The sequence below is a fragment of the Adonisia turfae CCMR0081 genome, from assembly GCF_011009555.1.
GTDB lineage: Bacteria > Cyanobacteriota > Cyanobacteriia > Phormidesmidales > Phormidesmidaceae > Leptothoe > Leptothoe turfae.
The window spans coordinates 3,283,871-3,308,014 of record NZ_QXHD01000004.1; the positions used below are offsets into that span (position 1 = coordinate 3,283,871).

21 protein-coding genes are annotated in these 24,144 nt (G+C 48.9%); 7 read left to right on the forward strand and 14 right to left on the reverse strand.

What is annotated here, in order from left to right:
* Positions 1-3: 3 nt before the first annotated feature.
* The 7 genes from DXZ20_RS18370 to DXZ20_RS18400 all read right to left on the reverse strand — a co-directional run bounded on the left by DXZ20_RS18370 (position 4) and on the right by DXZ20_RS18400 (position 4,795).
* A complete protein-coding gene (locus DXZ20_RS18370; protein ID WP_431732038.1) occupies positions 4-549 on the reverse strand; it encodes a phage tail protein in 546 nt (181 codons plus the stop codon).
* A gap of 69 nt (positions 550-618) precedes the next feature.
* The gene (locus DXZ20_RS18375; RefSeq protein ID WP_250565821.1) at positions 619-894 is read right to left on the reverse strand and encodes a hypothetical protein; all 276 of its coding nucleotides are present in this window, start codon (positions 892-894) and stop codon (positions 619-621) included.
* Positions 895-909: 15 nt separating this feature from the next.
* Positions 910-1,353 carry a hypothetical protein gene (locus DXZ20_RS18380; protein ID WP_163699727.1) on the reverse strand — a complete coding sequence of 148 codons (444 nt, stop codon included), beginning with the start codon at positions 1,351-1,353 and terminating at the stop codon, positions 910-912.
* 24 nt (positions 1,354-1,377) lie between these two features.
* Positions 1,378-1,863, reverse strand: coding sequence for a phage tail protein (locus DXZ20_RS18385; protein ID WP_163671841.1), 486 nt, complete (start codon positions 1,861-1,863; stop codon positions 1,378-1,380).
* Between the two features lie 109 nt (positions 1,864-1,972).
* On the reverse strand, positions 1,973-2,455 hold the full coding sequence (locus DXZ20_RS18390; RefSeq protein ID WP_163670265.1) for a phage tail protein: 483 nt from the start codon (positions 2,453-2,455) through the stop codon (positions 1,973-1,975).
* Between the two features lie 17 nt (positions 2,456-2,472).
* Complete coding sequence (locus DXZ20_RS18395) at positions 2,473-2,970, reverse strand: phage tail protein (RefSeq protein WP_163670267.1); 498 nt, start codon at positions 2,968-2,970, stop codon at positions 2,473-2,475.
* Positions 2,971-3,082: 112 nt separating this feature from the next.
* Positions 3,083-4,795, reverse strand: coding sequence for a phage tail sheath family protein (locus tag DXZ20_RS18400; protein WP_163670269.1), 1,713 nt, complete (start codon positions 4,793-4,795; stop codon positions 3,083-3,085).
* 658 nt (positions 4,796-5,453) lie between these two features.
* Between DXZ20_RS18400 and DXZ20_RS18405 the strand changes: the two genes are divergently transcribed.
* Positions 5,454-5,657 (forward strand): hypothetical protein, encoded by a 204-nt coding sequence (locus DXZ20_RS18405; protein WP_163670271.1) that lies wholly within the window; start codon positions 5,454-5,456, stop codon positions 5,655-5,657.
* Between the two features lie 34 nt (positions 5,658-5,691).
* Here DXZ20_RS18405 and DXZ20_RS18410 read toward each other — a convergent pair whose 3' ends face one another.
* A complete protein-coding gene (locus DXZ20_RS18410) occupies positions 5,692-7,155 on the reverse strand; it encodes an ATP-binding protein (protein ID WP_163699729.1) in 1,464 nt (487 codons plus the stop codon).
* A 50-nt stretch (positions 7,156-7,205) separates the two neighbouring features.
* Positions 7,206-7,733, reverse strand: a complete 528-nt coding sequence (locus tag DXZ20_RS18415; RefSeq protein ID WP_163699731.1) for an eCIS core domain-containing protein — start codon at positions 7,731-7,733, stop codon at positions 7,206-7,208.
* A gap of 262 nt (positions 7,734-7,995) precedes the next feature.
* Here DXZ20_RS18415 and DXZ20_RS18420 point away from each other — a divergent pair, with 262 nt between their 5' ends.
* Positions 7,996-8,628 (forward strand): type I restriction endonuclease subunit R, encoded by a 633-nt coding sequence (locus tag DXZ20_RS18420; RefSeq protein WP_163699733.1) that lies wholly within the window; start codon positions 7,996-7,998, stop codon positions 8,626-8,628.
* A gap of 348 nt (positions 8,629-8,976) precedes the next feature.
* Here DXZ20_RS18420 and DXZ20_RS37580 read toward each other — a convergent pair whose 3' ends face one another.
* The 5 genes from DXZ20_RS37580 to DXZ20_RS18445 form a co-directional block, all read right to left on the reverse strand.
* Entirely contained in the window at positions 8,977-10,848 is a 1,872-nt protein-coding gene (locus DXZ20_RS37580) for a DUF4157 domain-containing protein (RefSeq protein WP_250565822.1), read from the reverse strand.
* Positions 10,849-11,005: 157 nt separating this feature from the next.
* A complete protein-coding gene (gene xerA / locus DXZ20_RS18430; protein WP_163699735.1) occupies positions 11,006-12,127 on the reverse strand; it encodes a site-specific tyrosine recombinase/integron integrase in 1,122 nt (373 codons plus the stop codon).
* An 81-nt stretch (positions 12,128-12,208) separates the two neighbouring features.
* Positions 12,209-14,365 carry an ATP-binding protein gene (locus DXZ20_RS18435; protein WP_163699737.1) on the reverse strand — a complete coding sequence of 719 codons (2,157 nt, stop codon included), beginning with the start codon at positions 14,363-14,365 and terminating at the stop codon, positions 12,209-12,211.
* Positions 14,362-15,585, reverse strand: a complete 1,224-nt coding sequence (locus DXZ20_RS18440) for a Pvc16 family protein (protein ID WP_163699739.1) — start codon at positions 15,583-15,585, stop codon at positions 14,362-14,364. The genes DXZ20_RS18435 and DXZ20_RS18440 overlap by 4 nt, the downstream gene beginning before the upstream one ends.
* Before the next feature lie 237 nt (positions 15,586-15,822).
* Positions 15,823-16,032, reverse strand: a complete 210-nt coding sequence (locus tag DXZ20_RS18445; protein WP_163665486.1) for a Nif11-like leader peptide family natural product precursor — start codon at positions 16,030-16,032, stop codon at positions 15,823-15,825.
* Positions 16,033-16,643: 611 nt separating this feature from the next.
* Here DXZ20_RS18445 and DXZ20_RS18450 point away from each other — a divergent pair.
* From DXZ20_RS18450 to DXZ20_RS18470, 5 genes are all read left to right on the forward strand, one after another.
* Positions 16,644-17,066 carry a GPW/gp25 family protein gene (locus DXZ20_RS18450; protein ID WP_163665489.1) on the forward strand — a complete coding sequence of 141 codons (423 nt, stop codon included), beginning with the start codon at positions 16,644-16,646 and terminating at the stop codon, positions 17,064-17,066.
* An 81-nt stretch (positions 17,067-17,147) separates the two neighbouring features.
* The gene (locus DXZ20_RS18455) at positions 17,148-19,397 is read left to right on the forward strand and encodes a putative baseplate assembly protein (RefSeq protein WP_163699741.1); all 2,250 of its coding nucleotides are present in this window, start codon (positions 17,148-17,150) and stop codon (positions 19,395-19,397) included.
* Positions 19,398-19,408: 11 nt separating this feature from the next.
* The gene (locus DXZ20_RS18460) at positions 19,409-20,464 is read left to right on the forward strand and encodes a phage tail protein (RefSeq protein ID WP_163699743.1); all 1,056 of its coding nucleotides are present in this window, start codon (positions 19,409-19,411) and stop codon (positions 20,462-20,464) included.
* 81 nt (positions 20,465-20,545) lie between these two features.
* Positions 20,546-21,844 (forward strand): hypothetical protein, encoded by a 1,299-nt coding sequence (locus DXZ20_RS18465; protein ID WP_163699745.1) that lies wholly within the window; start codon positions 20,546-20,548, stop codon positions 21,842-21,844.
* A gap of 5 nt (positions 21,845-21,849) precedes the next feature.
* Complete coding sequence (locus DXZ20_RS18470) at positions 21,850-24,141, forward strand: WD40 repeat domain-containing protein (RefSeq protein ID WP_163699748.1); 2,292 nt, start codon at positions 21,850-21,852, stop codon at positions 24,139-24,141.
* Positions 24,142-24,144 lie beyond the last annotated feature (3 nt).

The following is a 24,144-nucleotide window of genomic DNA, read 5'->3' on the forward strand; positions in this document are numbered from 1 at the left end:
CGGTTACTTACTCTCAAAATAGCCAGTGTCAGAACGACCTTTGGAGAGAATGGTAGCACCGCCGCCGCCATTGCCAAAGGTAACATTCAATCCTTCATAGGTTATTGTCAGTTCTTCAATGGCTACAGCACTACCATCGGCTTGGAGCGACGGTGCTTGCCAACCAATGGGCACAGCCCCAATCAAGGTCCAGCACTGTTGAATGGTACCAGCCTGGTTAAATACTAAAATGTTAATGTTGCGGCGATGCTCTTTGATATTAGTTCCCACGGTTCTGGGTTGAAACAATGCGCTGAGCCAATCCCAAAATATTTTGTTCTCACTGAGACCGCGCTTCAGAGTTACATCTGAAAAGTCTGGCTTACCTAATAAAACACGCTGCTGATCGTTTAAGCCACCCTCTTCGACCATTTCTTTTTTTACCTGGACTCCTAGGCCGCTACATTCCGTAAACGAGGCGGTGATTTTACTTTCGATTTCAACGTAGAAACGATTGGTGGTAACGTAGTTCGCGGCATTGGATGTGACAGTTTTATTGTCGGTTGCCACTGCGATCACCTCCCGTTGTGGATAAAATGGATAATTATGGACGCACCTTGGAGACTAACACTGTTGAAACTAACAGCGTCTCCTATAACTATGGGCTCGTTCATACTGTGCTCGCATATCGTCACAAAGTAGTTGATAGACGCGATCGCAAAACTGCTGCATCGCCATGGGGTCATGGGCTACCTGAGCTGCAACTCGGGCCATCATTTGTTTTACTTCCGCAGGCTGATCACTTCGCAAAATGACTGGAGCCACAAAACCAGTCGGGTTAGATACTGGCCCTACGGGAGGTAAAAATGTCGCATTTTCAGCCCCAGTCATGGATTTTTTGTTGTGGTCAGTCATGGGAGCACCGCTGCTTTACTCTTCAAGACGATTTATCTTGCGATAGAAATTTTGTAAATAATTTAAGTCCCCTGCAAACATATTTTCAATCACCACCGGACTCACATCCGTCAAGGTACCTAAGGATAAAATCACCTGAGCCAGAATAATCACAGTGGCATAGGCGGGATTTGCCTGGACCCGTGGATCGGCCATGGGTCCAATTTCATCCACAGTACGGGCCAAACGCATAATGCCTCGACGGTGGGATTGGCCCACGGCATCTACATAACCAATGGGTAATTCAAAGGAAAATTCAGTTTGAGGACCTGACTGGAGACCCACTGGACTGTCTTGACCACCAGGAGTTCCAGGTGGCTCTATTATAGGATTCGGTGGTGGGTCTATGGGCTGAAGCGAAGGCTTTGTCTTGGGTGGGGCCAGACCCATATTGTTGTTACTGAGTTGAATCGTCGACATAATAACTATGTGAGTTTTACAAAACTAGACTTTTATCCGTTTGAGGGATTCCATCACAATTTCCACTTCTTCAATATTGTGATCTGCTCCTTTGACATCTAGATCAGAGATTTTATAGCTGACGGGCCAGGCCCCCATAAACTCAAACCGAAACTGTTCTTGTCCCGACTGACCATAGATACATAAGGCCCCATTGCGACGCTGCTTACTCCAGTTACCCCTGCCAATGGTATCCATCCAATCCCAGAAGGCCATGGACACCGTCAGCCCCCGCTTCAGCGTAATGTTGGGATAAGAACTGTTACCTGGAATTTTTGAGCGCACCACGTGGCCATGGCTGCTACCATCTTTTCCCCAAACCTGGGGAGTGACTTCGGTGATCTCAATCACATCTTGCGATCTCTGGAATCCAGAACATTCCATAAAGTAACCATCCGTGGAGTCCACACTCCCATCTAACTTTAGCTCTAGATAAAACTTGGCCTTGGTTAAAATCTCAGGAAACATAATCGATCTCCTGATCAACAACAGCTCAGTAATTATTCAACCTAAACCACATCCCAGTTGAAACCTGGAGGTTTCTCTACGACAAAACTCCAGGTCTGGACGTGGACAAGATTTATTTAGCTCGTACAACTTGAGTAAAATAAAGTTCTAACGTATCTTCTGCTAAATTACCGCCACTATCCACCGCCAGACTGCTAATTTGTTTTTTGGTGCCTGGGAACAAATCAATAAAGTTATACCGCATAGCCTCCTTACCATTAGGATCGTAAATCACCAAAGAGCCCGTTTTACGACTATCCATCGCTTTAGAAGCACCTCCCGAGAAGGTATCTGGGTGGCAATCGTTATACCAATCAGAGAGCTTTTTCTGATCGCCTTCATTACCTGCCACATAGGTTAATGTCACGGTAGCGTTGTATTTTACACCACCAATGGTTGCCTGGGTTTGGGTTTTAGCATCCTTGGTTACCCCAATGGCCGCATCGCCTCCAGCCACTTCCATTTCAATCTCTGGACCACTACAGGTCTTCACAGCTAAAGACGTAACACCATCAATTTCAAAGTAAAACTTAGAATTGGTGAGATATTGAACCATTATTTCCTCTAATTAAACTATTTGGTACGGTTAAACTTTTCGCAGGTAATGGTATAGGTCTCTTCAATGTAAGCATCAGCTGTCACATCGAGATCGGCACATTTATATTTAGATGGCCAAGCTTCTGTAAATTGCCATTGGGCAATTTCCTCTCCATCGGTGTTATAAGCCGTAATGCTGCCTTCTACCTTATTATCAGTCCACTTACTCTTACCACCATTGGACGAGGGCAAACACTTTTCGAACCACTCGTAGAGTTTTTTACTGGTACTATCACCGTCACCACTGGCAATGGTGACACAGTCAAGGGTAAACAACCCTTCAAAACCAGCAGAGTTTACCTGCCAAATGGTTTTACCCCCTTTAGTAGTCCCCACGGCCTGTTGCCCGCCCTGGACTTTCGGCGTATAGTCAGGGAGAGTAACACTTTTAAAGACGGACTTTTCCCCTTCACATACTCCTGCCAATTCCAGGTAAAAACTACTGGGGGCAATGGGTTTAACTAACTCGCCCATAAAATCACTCCTTTCTCTTGGATTACAGGTGAACTATTTCTTTAACTAGGCATTAAGGGGCCTTAATACCTAGTTAAAACAGTCAGCTCAGTTAGCATTAGCCTTAAAACTACTACTGATTCGGTGCCCACTGACTAATGCGGAAGATAACAAATTCTGCTGGACGCACGGGGCAAACGCCCACTTCAACATAGAGACGTCCCAACATAATTGTGTCATGGGTGTTGAGTTCACCATCACACTTCACATAGAACGATTCTGCTGGAGCGCCTCCCATTAAGGCACCTTCCCGCCACAACCTTTCTAAAAAGTTGCTAACGGTGCGGGTGACCCTAGCCCAAAGATCTTGATCGTTAGGTTCAAAGACAACCCATTGGGTACCAATTTCAATGGACTTTTCAATGTAGCTGAGCAGCCTGCGCACGCTAATGTAGCGCCATTGCACATTGTCGGGCTCAACTAAGGTGCGGGCACCCCAAACCTTGAGCCCCCGGTTATAGCTGGCAAAGTTGCGAATACAGTTAATCCCCAGCGGGTTGAGTAACTCCTGCTCACGCATATTGGTCTCATAGGCCAGACCAATCACCCCCCTCGGGGTTTCATTGGCAGGAGCTTTAAAGACACCGCGAGATTCATCTGTGCGACACCAGATACCCATCATGTGACCGGAAGGAGGCACCAATTTAGGTCGTCCACCATCGCGAGGATTGGCCACCTTTATCCATGGATAATAGGTTGTCCCAAACATGGAACGACGATTAAACAAACTGAGCCATTTGGCCACATCCGCTGGACGTTGTCGACTGGGAGCCACCGGGTCCATACTCTTACCCGGCTTCACAGGGGGAGGATCAATCACCGCCATGCGATAGGCCGGTCCAGGGAATGAATTTTCACACATGCTAAGCATCATTTCCATGACACCATGCACCTGATCAATATCAATCAGCCCCCTCTCATAGGCCAGCAATAAATCAGGACAGGCCACCATGGAAACTTCATCCACTTCATATAGCCCCTGAATACCCGTGCGATCATCTCGATTGCCCTGGAGATCGCGATTAAATCGATCGGGAGTACCCACATAGGGAGGTGGCGCAATTTCGTAGGAACCATTGGCCGGACGTCGAGAGAGGGCCTGCCCTGATTGCGAGATATTTTCAATTGTGACAAATTCTGAGGCTTCTAAGGCCGTCACTGCATAGTCAGCAAGGGCTGTTTCCACCTCCGGATTCATGGAGAGGTGCTCATATCGTTCAACTTCTTCACTGCCGTTGCTCACCACTACCGTGAAATACTCTCCATTATTAATAGGAGGTTCTGCATCGTCAGGAGCATCGTCAGGCAATGGCTTTGGTTCGCCATTCATCACCGTAAGCGTCAACCGCCCACTGCTAGAGGGTAACGCTAGGAGCCCCCCCTCTTCCGACGAACTCTCCTTGAGATAGCATGACAGCGAGGGTTTACCACTTGACGTCAGCATCTTAGTGGCATTATCAGCAGCCGTGGGTTGGGGTGATCCTGGCAGCTGCGTGCCAATACTAACCACCCAACAACGGCCACCCCCATTCATAAACCAACCTTGCACCGCGAAGGGTAAATAAGCGCCATAGTCGGTAAATCCGTCGGAACCCGGTTTAGAGAAGAATTCTAAATATTGAGCCCAGTTTGTTATCATCATCGGCTCAAACAGTTCGGCATCGCCCCGAACATCTTCGGTAAACCCAATAAACCCGGCAACACTCAGGCTAACGCCTTCTATTGGGCGACTGCCTCGGTCTACTTCTTCAACGTAAACACCGGGGGCAAAGTAGTCTAATGCCATTCTGGCTCTCCTCCGTTGGGATTAATGCTTGGGGCGTTTGTAAATATATAAGTCTCTGTAGCGCAAAACTTTTTAGTTCAACTGAACTGACCCTTAGGCCAGAGCCATCAAAAAAGCGTGACAAATTCTCATTAGCCTTGTTTCTACCATAACAAATTTATTTTTTCAAAGATCTCGAAGTTAAATCTCTCAACATTGACAAAAATCAATCCATAGCAATGTCCACAGCAAAGACATCAAGAAGTTTTCAATATAAAAGTATTTTTTCCTTGAACAAGGTTTACTTAAGCAGGAGAAACATCGCTGTGTTACGGCGATGTTACAAACGTTCCGTAAGATTGATTTTCTGAAGTTAAAGATACATTTCTATACTTAGGACATAAGTTAATAATGCTTGATGAAAAAGAGTTGATTTCAAGATTGAAGTCTGCATAATTAAGAGATGCGTTATGTGTAATTTAGCCCTATGGAAGCGTAATACAAATCTATCTAGTGCCAATATTCAAGGATTTCCAAGGCGCTAAGGATGTTCTCAGATTTCTCTTATAAACCAAGAACATCCTTTTGAAGCCGTTTATCTAATGGCTTTTGCTACATGACGGTGACATCACATTAGTCAGATTGAACTTGTCAAGGTTAAGATCCTCTCAAAAATCAAATGAACTTAGAACTGGATTCCATTAGCGTTAATCAGCTATATCAGCTCGCCACTGAAGCAACGGAAAAGAAATTAATTACGGCCCATGGGTATCGAGGCGGCCAGTATGAGCTATTACGACAGGGAGAATTTATTTTATTGTCGCCCAGTGAGGCGATCCAATATCTGCAAACATTAGTGCAACCGACGGATATCAATATTTGATACCCGAGTGGCATTTGTTTAGATATAAACAACCTTATTCCATAGTTATCGATGAGCCTAACCAAAGGGGTTTCCCAGTTGGGCTATTGCTATTTTTCTTAGGGACTGTGGGCAGGCTATCCCAGGAGCTATAGGCTGAGCCATTTAACTTGCCTTCTTTTTGTAGCTCGCGCTGGATGCCGTTGAGCACATCGTCTTTGTGGATCTTTTGTGGTTTACGATTAACGGCTTTGACACAGGCGTAGTGCAGAATATTGATAATGTTACCGCCTGTTAGCTCATACTCATGGGCAAATGCTTCAAAATCGACGTCTTTAGCCACTTTAAAAGGCTTGTTGATAAACGTATCTTGCCACAGCTGCAGGCGTTGCTCAGGGTTGGGTTTGGGAAACCGAATCATAGACTGAAACCGACGGGCAAAGGCATTGTCTAAATGAGACTGTAAATTTGTGGCGAGAATGACCAAACCTGCATAGTCTTCAATGCGCTGTAGCAGGTATGAAACCTGTTGATTGGCCGCCCGGTCATTGGAACTTTGGGATTCTAATCGTTTGCCAAATAGGGAGTCAGCTTCATCAAAGAATAGAATCCAATCATGATAATTGGCCCGATCAAACAGTTTGGCTAAGTTCTTTTCAGTTTCTCCAATGTACTTTGACAGGACGTTAGATAGCTCAACGTGAAACACAGGTAAACCCACCTTTTTACCTAGTAAACAGGCCGTTAGGGTTTTGCCAGTGCCTGGGGGACCATAGAAAAGACTACGATAGCCGGGCTTAATCCGCTGTTTTAGCTGCCAATGGTCCATCAGCAGATCTTTGTTTTGCACCCAGGCCAGGATATGGTCAATCTCCTGGCGGGTGGCTGGATTAAGCACAAGATGATCCCAGTCTAAGGCGGTGGTGATTTCTTGGGCGGGAAATTTGGCACCAAAGGCAGGGGTGTAGGGCTGCCCGGTGAGGAGTTGTTGGCGATACTCAGGGCTAAGGCTGAGGGCTGCGCAGAGGGGTGGTTCGTTTTGGTGTGGATAGTCCAGGGTGAGGATGCCCTGGGTAAATAGGATGTGTTTGGGCTGGAAGAGATTGTCGTAGCGTAAGCGAGCAGAGAGATTATCTCCAGCCAGTAAAAACATAGCGGTTTCGCAGGTGGGGAGAAAGCCACTGTGGACATTGCCAGTGAGGCCGCCAAATTCGGTATAGCCGCGATCAAGGTTTTGGTTGCGGATAAAAAATGTGTCGAGGAGATGGGGCTTAAGGTGGGGGATCAGGCATAGACAAAGGACCAGACGGTCTTCTGGCTGTAGATGAAGCTGATGCACGAGAGTGGCGTAGGGCGCATCGTTGTGACGTAGCTCCGGTGGTGGGATGATGGCAAATAAGTCATCCGGAGGTGGTTCGCCTTCAAAATATAGTTTTATGCGATGCTCTAGCAGGGTACTGAACCAGGTGAGTTCAAGATCAATACAGGCTGCGTTTTGAGACACTTGATCTGGGTTCATGCCGTCACCGGGTAATGGGCATTATCCTGTCAAGGAACCGTTTACTATCATTATCCGCGAGCGGCTTCGGTTCCCATGCGGTCAGCTTCTCGTTCTAAGGCAACATCGTCATTAATGTCTACCCCGTGAGCTTGCATAGTGGGCCTTACCCGACCCTGCATTTGTTGTACGATGTGCCAACCTTCGTGGGGCAGCTGTTTTTCTTGGCCAGGACCGAGGTGAATGGTCTGTCCCTGGGCGTAGGCGAGGGCGTTTAGCTGGGCTGGTTTGGCAGAATTGCGGTGAACGCGCACGTTGGATAGGTCAAAGCCGGAAAGCTGTTCTAAGCCCGACTTTAGCCGGTCGGGCATGCCGGTGTGGTTTTCGTTTGCTTGTTCGTTGCTTTGTCGTTGAACGGCGGTATCCTGCTCTGATGATACGGTGTCTAGCATGGCATCAACATCGTAATGCAGTGCTGCCTGTCGCTGCATTGGAGTCCCACTAATATTTTGCTGTTGCTGCACGGGGAGCCAATAGTTATCTGCTTCGGACTTCGTTTGAGGCTGCTTGTCTCGTTTACGCTGGGTGGATTCAAACATGGGGCTGGATTTCCTTAGGCTATTTGCCTATGACATCGCATGGGTCTAAAGCTGATTAAGACAGATAAACCGCTCAGGAATAAAAATATATGTATGTAGCACCATAATAATCGCAACTAGCGATTGAAATCATTAGGGCATGTTAGCGAAGCGTAACGCAGCATTGCAGATAGATCACCTTGATAGGAAAGTTCGGTAGGGTGTGCTGGCGAAACATTTTGAGGGTATTGGCTACAATGGAGCAGTAGAAATAGTCCAAATAATGTCAGTTGCTATCACAGAAGCGATTACTACCCTGATCGAGGCAGAACAGCGTTTCTGCCTGCGTCGGACAGAGGAAGATAATTTTTTTCAGGAATGGTGTACTGATTTACCAGCGCTCACTGATATAGATAGGGCAGGCTTGACAGAGCTGCGTCGGCGTTATCTGTATCAACGTTCCCAGGGACAGCTATTAGAAAATACGGTAACGCTCCTGTTTGCATCACCACTGCTGACTCTAGCGGGATTTTATGATCCTCCATTTAGACTCAGGGCGGAGGAGTCGGTACAGCTTACCCTGGAGGATCCAGAGGAGGTTTTGCAGGGGCGGTTAGATGTGCTAGTACTCAAAGAACAGTTTTGGGTAGTTGTGCTGGAATCTAAGAAGACAGCGTTGTCGGTATGGTCGGCATTACCGCAAACACTGGCTTATTTGATGGCGAATCCTCAGGCTGAACAACCCAGTTTTGCGCTGATGACCAATGGTGATAATTCGGTATTTGTGAAGGTTGCTCGTTCACAGGGCGGAGAGTATAGTTTCTCGCGAGTGTTTGCCGCGATGACGTCTAATCAGGAACTGTGTGAAATTTTGCAGATTTTGAGACGCATTGGCCAGGTAGTGGGAAAAAACTAAGTTTGGGAGTAATGCGACGCGTCACTCCCTACGAGGTTCTTAGTGACGCACCCTACCGCCCTATAACTCATCCGCGTCATCCAAAGTTGTGACATTTCTATCATGCACCAATTTGAAAGAGTGCTTGTTAACAATTGGGCTAAAAAGCGTTTTAATGATTTTTAGCCCAATTGTTATGGCGTATTCTTTTTTCTGTTTAATAGTTCGTAATAAAGGGGTAACTTTGATATTACGAGGTCATTTGCATGTTTTTTGAACATAAGGAAAGTCCGAAGTCCGAAATAAATTATTTTCTCAAAATATGCTTACATATAATTTGCGTCTAAAAAATCATCAATTTTGAACAAATTACAGAGCATTATAATAGGTCACCAAAGTATTCCCATTAGCAACAATCACTTGTAATGCCAAGTTACTCCAAGTAAAGACTTCTGGGTTTCCACCGTTTCGTTGTGCTTGACATTGAAAATTAGGACCAGCTTGATATGGCTGCTGCGCAAGAGCCAACGTTACTAATTGATGCATTTTTTGGGCTGAATGACCATGATCGGGAGTGTTAAAAATCCAATCATGAACAATTTCTCCTGAAACAGCAAGTGGGAATCCCCCGGTTAAGGTTGGAATTAATATAGTTCTCCCTGCATATCCATTTTGTTTATCTCGAGTCCTAGGGTAACCAGCTACTCTCCATGTATTTGGAGTAAATCCATTTATTTTTTGGTTTAATCTTGCCCTTTGTTGTAAGGTGAGAGATTGCCAAAATGGATCACTCGTTGCCCCTCTTGTCAAATTGAGATTGCCGTATTGCGATGCCGCCTGGAATTGGGCATCTGCCGTATAAATATTTAGCGCATTAAGGATAGTCTGCACTGAGGGAATTATCCCATATCGCAATGTTGCATTATAACCATTTTGCGTGATTTGCTCCAGGTTTGATGTATTTAAGTCGATCGCGGTGCGTTGGTCATAATTTGTTTGCTTGGCCAAAATATTTTGTTGCGTCGCAAAGATTGTGACTCTAGCCCTTTGAGCATTGACTTGTCCTGCCAGGATATCTGTTCTGGCCACTCCCGCCGTATTATGATAGATCAATAGTTTATCAATTGTCTGCAATAATTGGTCTGCTTCCTGTAATTTTTGACCGGCGAGGGCCAAGTTGTCCCTACCTTTGTCCAAAACAGGGATAAATGCCCTAATTATATTCACTCTTTCTTGCATTTCTGATTTGGATGTATCGAAATCAATGGTTTCAGCATAAGTAAGTACTCTTGCTTCAGACTGCTTTAAGCGTTCAATTTTACTCTCTATAACTCCCCATAATTGTTGCGCTGCTGTTATTAAACCCGTGATAGGCCAGTGATTCCAAGATTTGATTAGAGCATTCAAGGAGTCTTCTATGTCGTAATATTCTTGCCATAAATTGTCCTTACCTGTTAATCCTTTCAAAGCATATATTCGCTCAATTTCATTATATGTAAAAAACATTAATTCCTTAACCGCTTGGTTTCTGTTTTCTTCTGGATAGGTGTCAAGTTGTGATTGACACCTATCCAGTATCAGCTCCAAGCGTGGTATCATGATATCTGGCTCATTATCATCTTTAACTTTCCAAAAGGTGTGGTATCTTCTAAGTGCATCTAAGATGTTACGGTACGTTTCAAAAGAACCACCTATGTTTGATTCATGATTTTCAATAGTCGCATCTGTCCATGAAAGTTTGGCTTGTAACACAGTGCTTTCACTACTTTTTTTTACTGTAGAAACCGTCTTTTCGTTAGGTTTCATTTGTACAACCTTGCTTCCCATCACATCAGTCTCTTTCTCCAAGCCTTCATCGTCATTAATGTTTACAGCACCATTCATCTGCATGGTGGGTTTTACTCTTCCTTGTATTTGTTGCACTACATGCCAAGCCTCTTGTGGCAAGTGCTTTTCCTGACCAGCGGCTATATGAATATCGGTTCCTTGAGCATAGGCATACGCTTGTAATTGAGCAGTTTGTTTAGCCTGCGGGCCGTTGTTAGTCATGTCCTGCAAGGCTCTTAGCTGAGAGATTTTCGGACTATTACTGGCCACCTCTTGCAGTTTTCTTTGAGCAATAGCTTCAGGTCGGTTGTCAACAAACTGAAAAGTAGACACACCACCGCTCTGTTTTTGAATAATCTTATTCACTACCGATTGGCTTTTATTCTCTTTAGATTTCTCTACTTGTTCATACATATCTCAAACCTTTTAAAATTTTGTGCTATTCAATGTTATAGGCTTTCTTCATCGCCTATAACATTGGAAACAAACGACACTAGTGCGTTTATTTCTACTGTGTCATTACTCAAAAGGTGCACATATACTGCCAAATCAGAGGTATATGTGCACCTTCTCACACATCCATATCGTCCAACGGCGATTTCAGATTCTCAAATCCCTTGGACGTAATATGCGTATAGATTTCCGTTGTCTTCGAACTACTATGACCTAGCAACGACTGGATATACCGTAGATCCGTCCCCCGCTCCAGTAGATGAGTCGCAAAACTATGTCGCAGCGTGTGTAACGTCACCTCCTTTTTAATTTCCGCGTTCTCCACAGCCCGTTGCAATATCTTACGTAGACTAGTAGTACTGTACTTTCCTCCGTTGACTCCTTCAAATAACCACTCCTTCGGACGATATTGCTTGTAATACTCCCGCAGCAACAACAGAGCCTTCTGCGATAGAAGCGTAATCCTATCTTTATTTCCTTTGGCATCCCGAATGTTGATGCAATTCCGTTTTGAATCAATATCCGTTGGCTTAAGATTCAGAACTTCACTTCGCCGCAATCCCGCAGAATAGATCAAGTAGATTGCACACTTATGCTTCAGGTTGTTGATCTGCTTGAAAATCAGCGCGACCTCTTCTTCACTCAACACGGTTGGCAGCTTCTTCGCTTTTCTGGGTCTCTGAATCACAATGGGATCAACTGACCAGCCCAGCACCGCTTCAAAATAGAACTTGATCGCGTTGATCGCCTGGTTTTGGTAACTGGCTGAGAGATCCGTATACTCCACCAAATGCAGCATATAGGCGCGTATGCGCCCCGGCTCGATCTGGTCCGGCTCCCGATCACTATTAAATTCGAGGAACCGAGCCAGGGTAGAAGTATAGGCCTTGATCGTATTCTGGCTGTACCGCCGTATCTTCATCTGCTCCACAAAGGCAGATGGAATCTGCACCTGTCTGGATAATTTGGCCTGGTCATAAGATGGTGCATCTGCTTCATTTGCTTCCTGCACCAGCACATCCTGCATCGGTACAAAACTGATCTGTCCACCAAACTTCCGGTTCAAAAATTCCAGATGATTGGCATAGTAAGGAATGTGCCAGCAACTCAGGGTCGCACTCCACCGACAGTCCCCAATCAGTCGCACCAGCCGCATCAAATCATCATCCCGATCACACAAGAGTTTCAGGCGCTGCTGATTACGATGAATCGTCTTTTCAACTCTGATGATCTTAGTCATGGTCGCTATGGCTATCATTCAACCAGTTTCTCCACTCCTAGAACCAAATAGAACAAAAAAGAATACACTGCATCGTCGGCTTCACCCAATCCTGCACCCATCGTCCTTGTGTCCATCAGAGATCACTTCCCAATCCTTTACGGCATGTTGCTGACCATTCCACTGAAAATCAGCTTTGTAGATCTGCCGCTCCAACTTCTGATACTCCGTCCTCATCGCCGCCAAAACCTGTCTCATTCCCACCTGATTACCCTGCTCCGTCGCCATAAACGCCGCATTAATCGCAACAGTATGGATCGTCCCCCCCGTAATATTAAACCGCCCTAAATGTTCGTAATCAATAACACCTGTCGGTATCCTATCCGGAAACACCTTCCGCCACAATTCCTGCCGATACGCCTGCGACGGAAACGGAAACTCCACCAAAAACCTCAGCCGCCTCAAAAACGCATCATCCAACGCCTCCCGTAAATTCGTCGCCAACACCGCCAGTCCCCGATACGCCTCTATTCTCTGCAACAAATAATTAATCTCCACATTCGCATACCGATCATGACTGTCCTTCACCTCACTGCGCTTCCCAAACAACGCATCCGCCTCATCAAAAAACAAAATCGCCCCACCTTCTTCGGCAGCATCAAACAACCTGCGCAAATTCTTCTCCGTCTCCCCAATATACTTACTCACCACCGACGACAGATCAATCCGATAAAGGTGTAGGTTCAACTCATTCGCAATCACCTCCGCCGCCATCGTCTTCCCCGTCCCACTCGGCCCCGCAAACATCGCACTCACCCCAAACCCCCGATTCATCCGCTCCCGGAAGCCCCAGTCGTCGTACACACGCGAACGCAACCGCACCTGATCCACAATCTGCCGCAGAATCCCCATCGCCTCATCCGGCAACACCAACTGATCCCAGGTAGCCTTCACATCAACCCGCTGCGCCAGGGATTCTAATCTTGGGCGAGTACGGTTGAGGCAGGCATTCCAGAGAAGGGGTGATGGGGTAATGGGGTGATGGGGTGATGGAGTATCTGAATTTTGAATTTTGAACTTTGAATTTTGAACTGTTTCCTCTTCTTTTTGAATTTTGAATTTTGTAGAGCTGTGCTCTTCTCGCAGAGTAGTTTTAATTTCCTCTCCCAACTTGTTACTTGTTACTCGATACTCGTTACTTATCTCTTCAATTTCCGACACATTCAAACAAAACTGCCCCGCCAATACCCCCGCCATCTCATCCGATCCCTCACCCAACATATCCTCCCAAACCTCTCTCTGTTCCATCGCCGTCGGCTTCCCCACCTCCTGCACGATCGCCACCCGATGCGTCGGCAACCGCACCTCCCGACTATCCACAAACACCAACCCATTACAGCCCGCCAAAAAACGGCGCAACGCCACCCGACCTGAGCTATCAGACCCCAGCTCCTGCGTATCCACATACAGCGCCACCGCCGACAAAAACGTCTCCCGTTCCCACCGCCGCAAAAACTCCGTAAACGCCGTATCTCCTGTCGGAATCAACTCTCCCATCAAACAATACAGCCCCATGCCAAAGCCCCGCGCCACCGCCCGCGCCACCAACACCTTCGTCGGCTCACTCATTCCCAACAGTTGCACCACCGGCAAAGCCTGGCCTCGCTCCGTCCTCGCCAACCGCTCACCCAGAGCTTCCACCACCGCCCGCTGGCTGGCCGACAGCCGCACCGCACCACGCCCCAAGGGCGTCACCAATCCTTCTAGCCGATGGTCCAACCCCGCCGAGCCCATAATATGATTCACCACCCGCTCATCCGCCCGCAGCATCGTCTGCGGCAACGGCTGCGGCTGGGGAGAATGCAGCTCTACTAACCGCCAGTAGCGCAGCGGCGCATCCACCGTCATCACATCCCACTGCACCTGATCAAACAAATTAAAACAAAGGGCAAACGTCGGAAACGCCCAACCCCGATTCCCCTGGGCCTGATCGCACAGGTCCGGTATCTGCGGGTCCACCTCCATGGCCACACACAGCAGCAAAATGCCCAGATCCAGGTCCGTTAAGTTAAACCGATAGCCCAGCTCCAACGCCGCCGGTTTCGGATCCATCGCCGCCGATTTTGCAATGGCCGCTTCTGCTTCCTCCAGCATTTCCGGCGTGATGGCATCTTCCCCAATGGCCCGCCGCAGCCGCAGCCGCAACCCGCGACACACCGCTAATAGATAGGCCCGATTCTGTTCCGCCCAGCTGCTCATGGCACAGTCACCCTCACCTGCTGCAATGGATCGACCCGCATCGGTACCGCCGCCACATCCACCGGCAAACTATCCACCCCATCCACCCGTAACCGCACCGGATAGTCCCCCGGCGTCATTTCTCGAATGCGAAAGGTGAGGCGAGATGCCCCTGGATTATCGTCGTCCGTGGAGATTTCATAAGGCGCAATGGTGCGATCTCGCCAGATCAACATCACCCGCTGCTCCGGATGCACCGCTGGCCTACAGCTCAACGACAGGGTTAAATTCCCCGCCGAGATTTCCAACGGATCCAATTCTGAAATGGTGGGGGCCACTGCCAAGGGAAACTCATTGCTAATTCGCATCGCACTGGACGCCCGCACCACCCCCACCGCCACGGTCCAAAACCCGGCCAGTCGGGCCTCGGGGGGCAACACAATCTCCGCCGAAGTGGGTGACACCTCAGGTACTAGCTCAATCGCCTCAGGCAACAACGGATGGCGCAGTTGCACCGTCACCGCCTCCCCGTCAAAATGTTCTCCCCGAATCATCACCCGATCCCCCAGCCGCGCACTGGGCTGTCGGTGGGGCAAAATCACCCCGGTAATCTGGGGTGGCAGTCCCGGTATGACAAAGGGACCACCCTCCACACCACTGCGGTTTAATACGGGCATTGCTCCCGCTGGCAACCCACCGGTATCAATCATAATTACGGCGACTTTAAAGGCGATACAGGGCCGATAGGGATGTTGTAACACCTGCCACACCTTCGACATATCCTCAAAGTCCAGGGCCACAGGCGTAATTTGAATCTTTTCAATCTGTCGATGTAAATCGCTATCTGGGAATTCTCTTGCGGTCGCGATTTCAATCTCGTCTGGGTGCAGGGTGATGCCATCCGCCAAAAACTGAATCACCCGCCCCAACAACCCATGGCTTTTGGCCTCGCTACCATTTTCCCCATAGGCTACCGCTAAATAATAAAGATCCAGGGCAACAGCAGTTTTCTGCGGCGTTCTCACCTTCGCCCTGGGATGGATCGGCTGTTGGTGGCCCAGCTCAAGCTTAGGCATCGCATGGTAGAGCAACAGATTCACCCGATTACTGTCACCATTGCCCTGAGACTTTTCCAGGGTCTGTGCCGTCACCGTCGCACTATCAACCACATTACGCAGACCCTGGTTAATCAGAGACTGCAATGTGGTAGTGACCGCTGCAATGGCCAACGAGTTACTCATAACAAGATAGAAAAATCACCTCGGGCTGTTTTACAACAGAACAATCCGTAGGATGGGTAACACCCATGGAACACGTTTCGGCATGGAACCAATACCAACCATTACCCACCACCAGTGACAAACAATAGCAAGAGATATTATTTGTAGGCCATATCACACGATTGATGGGTCGTGCCCACCCTTCGGGTTATTGGCCAATATTCAATGGGGGGTTAATATCACGGTTTCATGCCCGTCCTAAATCCCTGGAATCTCCGATAGCTCGCAATCAAGCTCTTCCACGGAAAACCGCATCATGTCTTGCCATTCATTCAACGTAAACGAAAAACCCCGTTGATTTGCCATCATCACAAATGACTCAGCATTGGGAGCTAAATTAAGAGAATCTCGCAAATTAGGATTCGCTTGAGCTTCACGATAAAGCTTTACAACCTGCTCTTTAGCCATATTAGAGGGGGCTCCTTTAAATATTTTAGTAAGAAAATGAGCGCAAAGCCACGATGATTTGTTCGCAACAGATGATTTGTTCGCAGTAGCTGACTGTTATACTAGCAAGCTTCATGACTATACCAACACACAAACCAGGATTCCATGATTTTTGTTGCAAATATCTGCAATATTGATCGCTCAAAGTTACAGACACTCTCCATTTTTTAACTTATCTAACAATTAACGGCTGAACGGTAATCAAATAGAGTCAATTCCAAAACATCTGTAAAAGAAATGCTAGTTATCTAAAACATGTCTATTATTAGGAAAAATCTCTAAACGAAATCAAGTAATCGCCATCCTGTAATACGTCACTGTTTTTCAGTTAGCGAGAAGTCTACATCCTTGTTCTTATCTGGTTTGGACATAACTGGTTCTCCTTGAATAAGGGGAGCCATTGCCGCCATTGCCGATGTTAATAATCTTCCAGATGTGTATATACGGTAGCTGCTTAAGGAGAGGTAGTTGTTAAACATCAATTCAAACTTTACATAACTCAGTATTATGTTTTGTACTATTCCTATTCCCTTTTGAGATATCCCATGTAATTGTTAGTGGATGCATGCCCTATGGCGTCAGTTCAAGACCCGTCACAAAAACGACGACACATCCTAGGCGAAGGCTGGGGATTTCCCATGCGATTAACCAAGCAAGGAAGTTTTCAGCTAAGTCATGACTATCGCAACCTGGAAGAATCTATCGTTATTATCTTAGGAACGCGCATCGGAGAACGACTTTATCGACCTGATTTTGGTTCTCGACTCCATGAACTTGTTTTTGCCCCCCTCAACGATGACACCTTGTTATTGGCTCAAATTTATGCCCGTGAAGCCTTACAACAATGGGAGCCCCGCATCAAAATTGATGCGGTGACGGCGGATCCTTTGCCAGATGCGTCTAGTTTACAGATTACGGTGCACTATCGTATTCGCAAAACTCACCATCGTCGCAGTTTGGTTTATCCGTTTTATCTCACTCCGGTTGAGGGGTAATAAAGTAAAAATTGAACAGTAAAAAGTAAAAATTGAAAAAAAATCTTCCTCCCCCTCTCCCCCGCCCCCTAAAGCTCTACAATGGAATTCGACTTCCTCCCAAAGCTCCCCAACTCCAACCTTGACGACCGTCAGTTCAAAGAACTGGTGGAAGAATGTTTGTTGCGCATTCCCCGCTACTGTCCGGAGTGGACCAACCATAATCCCAGTGATCCGGGGATCACCATGGTGGAGTTGTTTGGCTGGCTGACGGATCAAATGATGATGCGGTTTAACCAGGTGCCGCGACGTCACTATGTTGCTTTTTTAGAATTACTGGGCATTCGCTTACAGCCGCCGGTACCGGCGCAGACGACCCTTACCTTTTATTTATCTGCCAGTTTGCCAGAGCCCTATACCATTCCAGCCTCAGTGGCCGTGGCCACCGAACGGACGGAGACGGAAGAGGCAATTATTTTTAGTACCGACGGTCCCCTCACCGTGGGGCTACCCCATATCCGTCATCTTTTAACGGCAGAGACCGACGAACTGCAGCCGACAACACTACAGGATCGTCTGTCGGTACGCTGGACTCGCCAGCCCAACGGTCGTTGGACCGGGGCAGAGCAGGAGATTTTTAGCCCCACACCCCAACCTGGCAATTGTTTTTATGTGGTGCTTGATGCTGACCAAGCGCTAGACGGCAACGTTGTTGCGTTACAGATAGAGGGCGAGGCGGCTACACCCACCGGCCTGTTGCCCGCAGCACCGCCTCGTCGTTGGGAGGCTTGGAATGGTGAGACCTGGGTCTCTACGATATTGATGCAGGAAACTGACGATGACACCCACGGGTTTAGTTTTTACAATTCCGGCAGTGACAGTGCAGTGCAGCAGGGGGAAATTGTCTTACATTTGCCCCAACATTTTCCAGCCACAGACTTTGCTGGTCGTCGGGGAAGGTGGATTCGGTGTGTCTGCACTGAGCCGATGGTAGGAACAACGGCCTATGGCAGTTCTCCTCGCTTGATTAGTGTGGCGGCGCGGTCCACAGGGGGCACGGTCAATGCCCACCAATGTGAGACCATCCACAATGAACTGCTGGGGGAAAGTAATGGCCAGTCAGGACAAACGTTTCAGTTGCAAAGTACGCCGATTTTGCCGCGCCAGGGTTCAGAGTCTTTGGTGGCCACCTTAACCAATGGTCTACAGCAAGTGTGGCAGGAGGTATCTGACTTTGCTGAGTCGGGACCGGAAGATCTCCACTACACCTTAGATTCACTAACGGGTTTAATCCAGTTTGGTCCCTTGATCCGTGAACCGGCCCAGTTAAAAACTGCCACCCAGCTACGCGCCCACCAACAGTCTTTCCATGCTTCTGGTGCGGCGGCTGTGTTGGCCGCTTCTCCCCAATTGCTAGAACGACAGCATGGGGCTGTGCCCCCTAGAGGGGCGGTGCTGACTATGCGGGCCTATCGCACCGGCGGCGGCCAACAGGGCAATGTGCAAGCCAATACACTGCGGGTGATTAAGTCGGCTGTACCCTATGTGGCATCTGTGACCAACTATCGGGCTGCCCTCTATGGCGCTGATGCGGAATCCCTGGAGTCCGCCGTATTGCGGGTACCCAAATTGTTGCGCACTCGCGATCGCGCCGTCACCGCCGAAGATTTTGAAGCCTTGGCCTTAGAAGCAGGTGCAGGCACTGTGGCCCGAAGTCTCTGCCCCCATGCACTCAACGACAAACCTGGCATCATTACTGTTGTTGTTGTGCCCAAAACCAACCTGGGGGACCTTGACACGGGCCTAGGTATTTCCCCCGAAGCGCTGGGTCTCACGCCAGAGCTAAGCCAAACCGTGCTCAACTATCTCAACGAACGGCGTCCCCTGGGGTTGCAGGTAAAGCTTGTGTCTCCTAATTATGTGGGGGTGAGTGTGACCACCGAAGTGGCTCTGGATCCTAGCTACAGTTCACCGGAAGCGGAACAGGCCATACTACAGGAACTACAGGTGGCCCTATATCGATTCTTAAACCCATTGACTGGTGGCCCCCAGGGAGAAGGCTGGCCCTTTGGTACCCCCGTCTATCCGTCAGATATCATTACGCTATTGCAAACCATGACCGGGGTACGATATCTGGGCGCAGTGACCCTATACGAAATTCGACAACAACGTCGGCAGCAGGCCGCAGACCAGAGCACAGACCAGAGCACAGATCAGAGTACAGACCAAGAAACGGAATGGGTACGGCGGCTGGCTCCAGACAACGTCGTCACCCCCGATCTCCTGGGTCTCATCTGTTCCTGGAACGACGCTCAGCTGTCTACTGGCCATACCATTAGGGTCATTCGTTAGGGGGACGTACCATGGCACAGACCCAAACTGGACGCATGATCGACCTTGAGTTGGTGCCCTTGCAGGAACCAGATCTTGCCTCTGGCTCGGCAATTAGCTTTTCCCCCTCTAGCACATTGTCTCGCATCGCCACTCCCCGCCCCCTGCCATCCTCCCTCACAACCCAGCTACAGCTACAACCAGGAGAACCCAATGAGTTGGTGGTACGAATAAAAAATCGAGGGGAGGCGAACCTCACACTTCAGTTTACGATCATGGGAGATATTCCCTCAGGCTGGTGCCAGATTCACACAGAAGGCTCGACACTGCCTGCGCACCATCAAATGGAGACGGTATTTTACTTTGTTAGTCCAACGGATTTTTTTGAACGCCCCCTCTCCCCCAGTCAATTACCCCTACGCTTAGATTACAAAGGCCAACTTAAAGTCACCGCCAGTTCCCAACGGGGTGATGCCGAAGAACATCTCACCCCCTTTCAACTCTTAGTACGTCCCCCCAGTAAATATCTAGACCTTCTACCCGATATTTACCACCGCACCGATATTGTCGGTCGATTTCTCAAAATCTTTGAGACCACCTTTGAACCCACCGTTGATATTCTGGACCACCTGTGGGCCTATCTAGATCCACTGACCGCCCCGCGCGCAATGCTGCCGTTTTTGGCCCATTGGGTGGGTTGGTCATTTCAGGTGCCCCTGGGCCTGGAACAACAACGGATGCTAATTCGCTACGCCATGGAGATTTACCGATGGCGCGGTACCCGACGAGGATTACGGTTTTATTTACACCTGGCCAGCGGCTTGCCCCTGGATGAACATATTCCCGACGAATTCCAAAAAGCCATTGGCATCCACGAGACCTTTAGCCCAGGCCATGTATTGGGCCAAGCCGTCATCGGCACCTCAGCAATCTTAGGAGGCAGCCGTCCCTGCCACTTTTCCGTACGACTACGCCCCCCTGAGAACCATCCCCTGGATGAATCCTTAATTCGTACCATCATTGACCAGGAAAAGCCTGCCTTTTGTAGCTACGATCTTGTGATTGAAGCTGGGGTGGACAGTAGTTGAAGTAAAAGTAACAAGTAGCGAGTAGCAAATCAGACTCTCTCACTCCTACCTCTTACTTTTTACTTTTTACTTCCTCTCCCCATGCCCCTCCAACCCCTCCAACGTCTCCACGTCAACGACGGTTTACTGATTACGGCCAACCTGTGGCAGGTGGCCCACAGCTACCATCAAACCCGTCAGACCATCCACTATCAGTCGCTACACCAGGGAGGCATTGTCGATGGCCTGGGGGTGTGTGTAGCTGAGATTCCAGAGCAAGCATCCAGTCGCTATCGCCATCCGCGATGGTTGACGATTCAACCAGGGCTGGCGATAGATGGCCAGGGTAACCCCATTGTTGTCTCTTGTCCTGAGAGTTGTTATCTGTCGGCCCAGCCCACCGAAGAAACCACAATTTATATTGTGCTCAAGCATTCGGAACAGGCCTCCCAAATGGAAGCAGAAATCGTTCAGGATGCGTTTCAGATTATTGAAAAAGATGTGCCTGCTGAGGCGAATGAGGTAGAGCTTTGTCGGGTACGATTGGGGCCAGGGTTACAGACGCTCACTAACCCAGACAATGTCTTTTCCCCTGATGTTAATCAGCTAGATTTACGTCATCGCCAACCGGTTCAGGCTCGTTCATCCCTCACCTGTGGAGTCGATTTATGGTCATCCTCGTCTAACAATGTGGCTCAGTTTCAGGCGTTATTTGCCGCCTTACCGAGTCTCGCCCCCAGACTCCAGGGGCACATGGTGGATACCCCCCTAACAGGGGACCTCAGCTACATTGACTACGATGAGTTTTGTCGTACACCCCGTCCCCATCAGCACCGGCTGGCTGACTATTTGCAGCAGGGCGGGGTGTTGCTCATCGAGGCAACCGTGGATCATGACGTCTTGGACCTGTATCAGGCCGAGCTAGAACTGCAGCAGGCCATCGCCGCTACCCCCGCCCACAGTGCTCAATCATTACGAGAAAGTGCTCAAGCAGAATTAAGTACCCTGCAAACTTGCATTGCCGACGAAGTGGCTAACCTGGCCGCACCCATTCACACATTTCTAGAGATTGAAGGACTGTCAGCCACCGTTAGCACAGCAACAGCGGCGGATAGGGTGCGTCAGGGAGAGTTTTCCCTGGTGCAGACCCAGCCCTTTCACTTTAGCCATTTGCCAACGGTGCAGCGACGACCCATTGGGCTATATCACTGGGGTGGGGTGGTGCTGTTAATGGGGCCATTACTCCAGGCCTGGGGTGCCAATAATGACCTATATCTCGATCGAGAAGAGATTCGTGCGGCCCAGGAATTTGGCGTTAATCTCCTCACGTTTGCTGCCCGTCATCGTCAGCTCCACCAGTGGCTGATGGCCGATTCATCCCCTCGTTCTCAACCAGTCTAAGACCCATGGCTACCCAGATTTTGACCCAGCTATCTACCCAGTCTCTTCAAGTTGGCGACGGCCATGACCAGTTTGAGGTGATGGTCAATAATCTCAGTAATCGTTTTGCCACCTTTACCCTGGAGCTATCGGCACCTGGCATTAGGCCTAATGCCAGCCCTGATTGGTATCGCCTGACGCCGGATATCTCTGCCAAGATTCCAGCTGGGGATCAGGCTAATTTTATTGTTAATCTATTGGCCTTGCCCCCCATTGCCGGTGGCTTCACTGGCAAGATGAAGCTCAATGTGAATGTCACCTGTTTAGAACTAGGAGAAAAAGATCGACAAAGTATCAATTTAGAGGTTAAAGGCCCAGGCAGTATTCCCTTGGAAATCTCCATGGCGACAACGGAATTTCAGGGCAAACCAGGGGAGCTCATTGACATTCCGATAGTGATTAAAAACTGTCAGCGTAATACGGCCAACCTGCAAGTAGAGCTAACGGGTTTAAACCAGAACTGGTTAATTGATGGCCATAAACGACGGCTACAGCTGCCGCCCCAGGGCCGATCTGAGCTGTTATTTATCTGCCAACTGCCCGATCTCAGTGAAGCGATCCACGGAGACTATGGGTTTCAGGTGGAGGCGCGTCAAATTCAGGCTCAGCCGGTACAGCAGGCGGCTACCCTGACCGTGTTACCCGTGGGTTCTTTGCTCTTTGACTGTGACCTGGCGACGGTGAATCCCAAGCTGCATAAAGACCCTAGGGAGATGGATGAGGTCGATGACGTTGAGCTGTGGGGGGTGCGATCGCACCTCCCTTCCTCTCCCACCCATAACCCCCGATCCAGATCTACCAAAGCCTCTAAATCCAAAACCTACAGAATCACCCTGGACAACGCCAGCAATGTAGTACAGTCCGTCAGACTCAACATAAACCGCATCGATATCCCCTGGTTCAAGCGATTGCAGTCATTCCTACGACGCACCGTTCCCACCCCAGCTCGCACCACCCCCCATTGCCTGCACCTAAGACCATCTCAGGTTGATCTCAAACCTGGAGAAGTCACCACCCTAGCCTTAAACATCAAACCCAAGGTCCCCTGGTGGGGATGGCGACGCCGACAACAGTTTCAGCTCCACCCCCAACTGCAAGAAACTATCGTTGACCCTCCGGAACATCAGATTCGGCTTGCGGTCCCCCCTAGAGTTCCATTTTGGCTGCAATGTTTAGGACTGCTCTTAATGGCACTAGGTCTAAGGTGGTTCTACCAACATTTATCTGACCATAAAGGCCCCGTTAATAGCGTGCAATTTGACGGGCAAGCCAGCATGGTCATTAGCGGCTCCAATGACAATACCATTGGCCGTTGGCAGCTCTTTCGCCAACTCCGAAAGAGTCAACTCCAACGGTTAAATAAGCTGCCCCCGAACAAAGCAATGCAAGAAAAGGCGGTGCGAGTCGTTCACTACCGTCCTCGTAACAACAATATTCTGGCAGCTGGGCTAGAAAATGGAGAAATTCAACTGTGGGATTTACTCGCGGAAACCAATAAACCAATGGTCTTCCAGCCAGACGATCGCGTCTTTGACCTACAATTTAGCGCCGATTCCCGCAGTTTGTTTAGCGCCCACGGTAGTGGGCTAGTTTTACGCTGGTATCTACCAGACCTAGACAATCGCCCTAGACTTTCGACACCGGCTCAACAACAACAGTTTAACTTTGCCGTTCAGGCCATGGCCCCCACAAGCCTTGCCCCTGAGAAAGGGATCCTCTTCAATAAAACAACTGCACCGGAAGATCCCTTAGCCCTGGTCATTGGCGGTCGCCGCAATCAGCTCAAGCTATGGGATCCCCAAACTGACCAAATCAGCTCTATCCCCTATGCTACAGGTCAAGAAGACAATTACATTACCAGCCTAGACACCGCTGACAATAAGCCAACGCGCCTGGCAGTTGCCGATAACCAGGGTCGCATTAGTCTCTGGAATCTTAACCAGTGCTGGACCGACAATGCCAATTGTTCACCCACCGACCAGTGGACAGATGGTCACCAAGAGCGTCCCGTCAATGCCATCGCCCTCACCCAAGATGCCTGTTATCTCGTCAGCGGCGGTGCCGATGGTCGAGTCATCCTGTGGCGTCTCAACCCTTCAGGTTTAGTAATGGACAAAAAACAAATTGCCAAGTTTTCAAAACCCATCAACAGCGTCGATATTGCCCAAAAGGAGAACACACTAGCCATTGTCAGTGGCAACGACACCCATCAAGTCAATCTGCGCCAAACAAAAGCCGACAACCCCGCCTGCCCCTAAGAT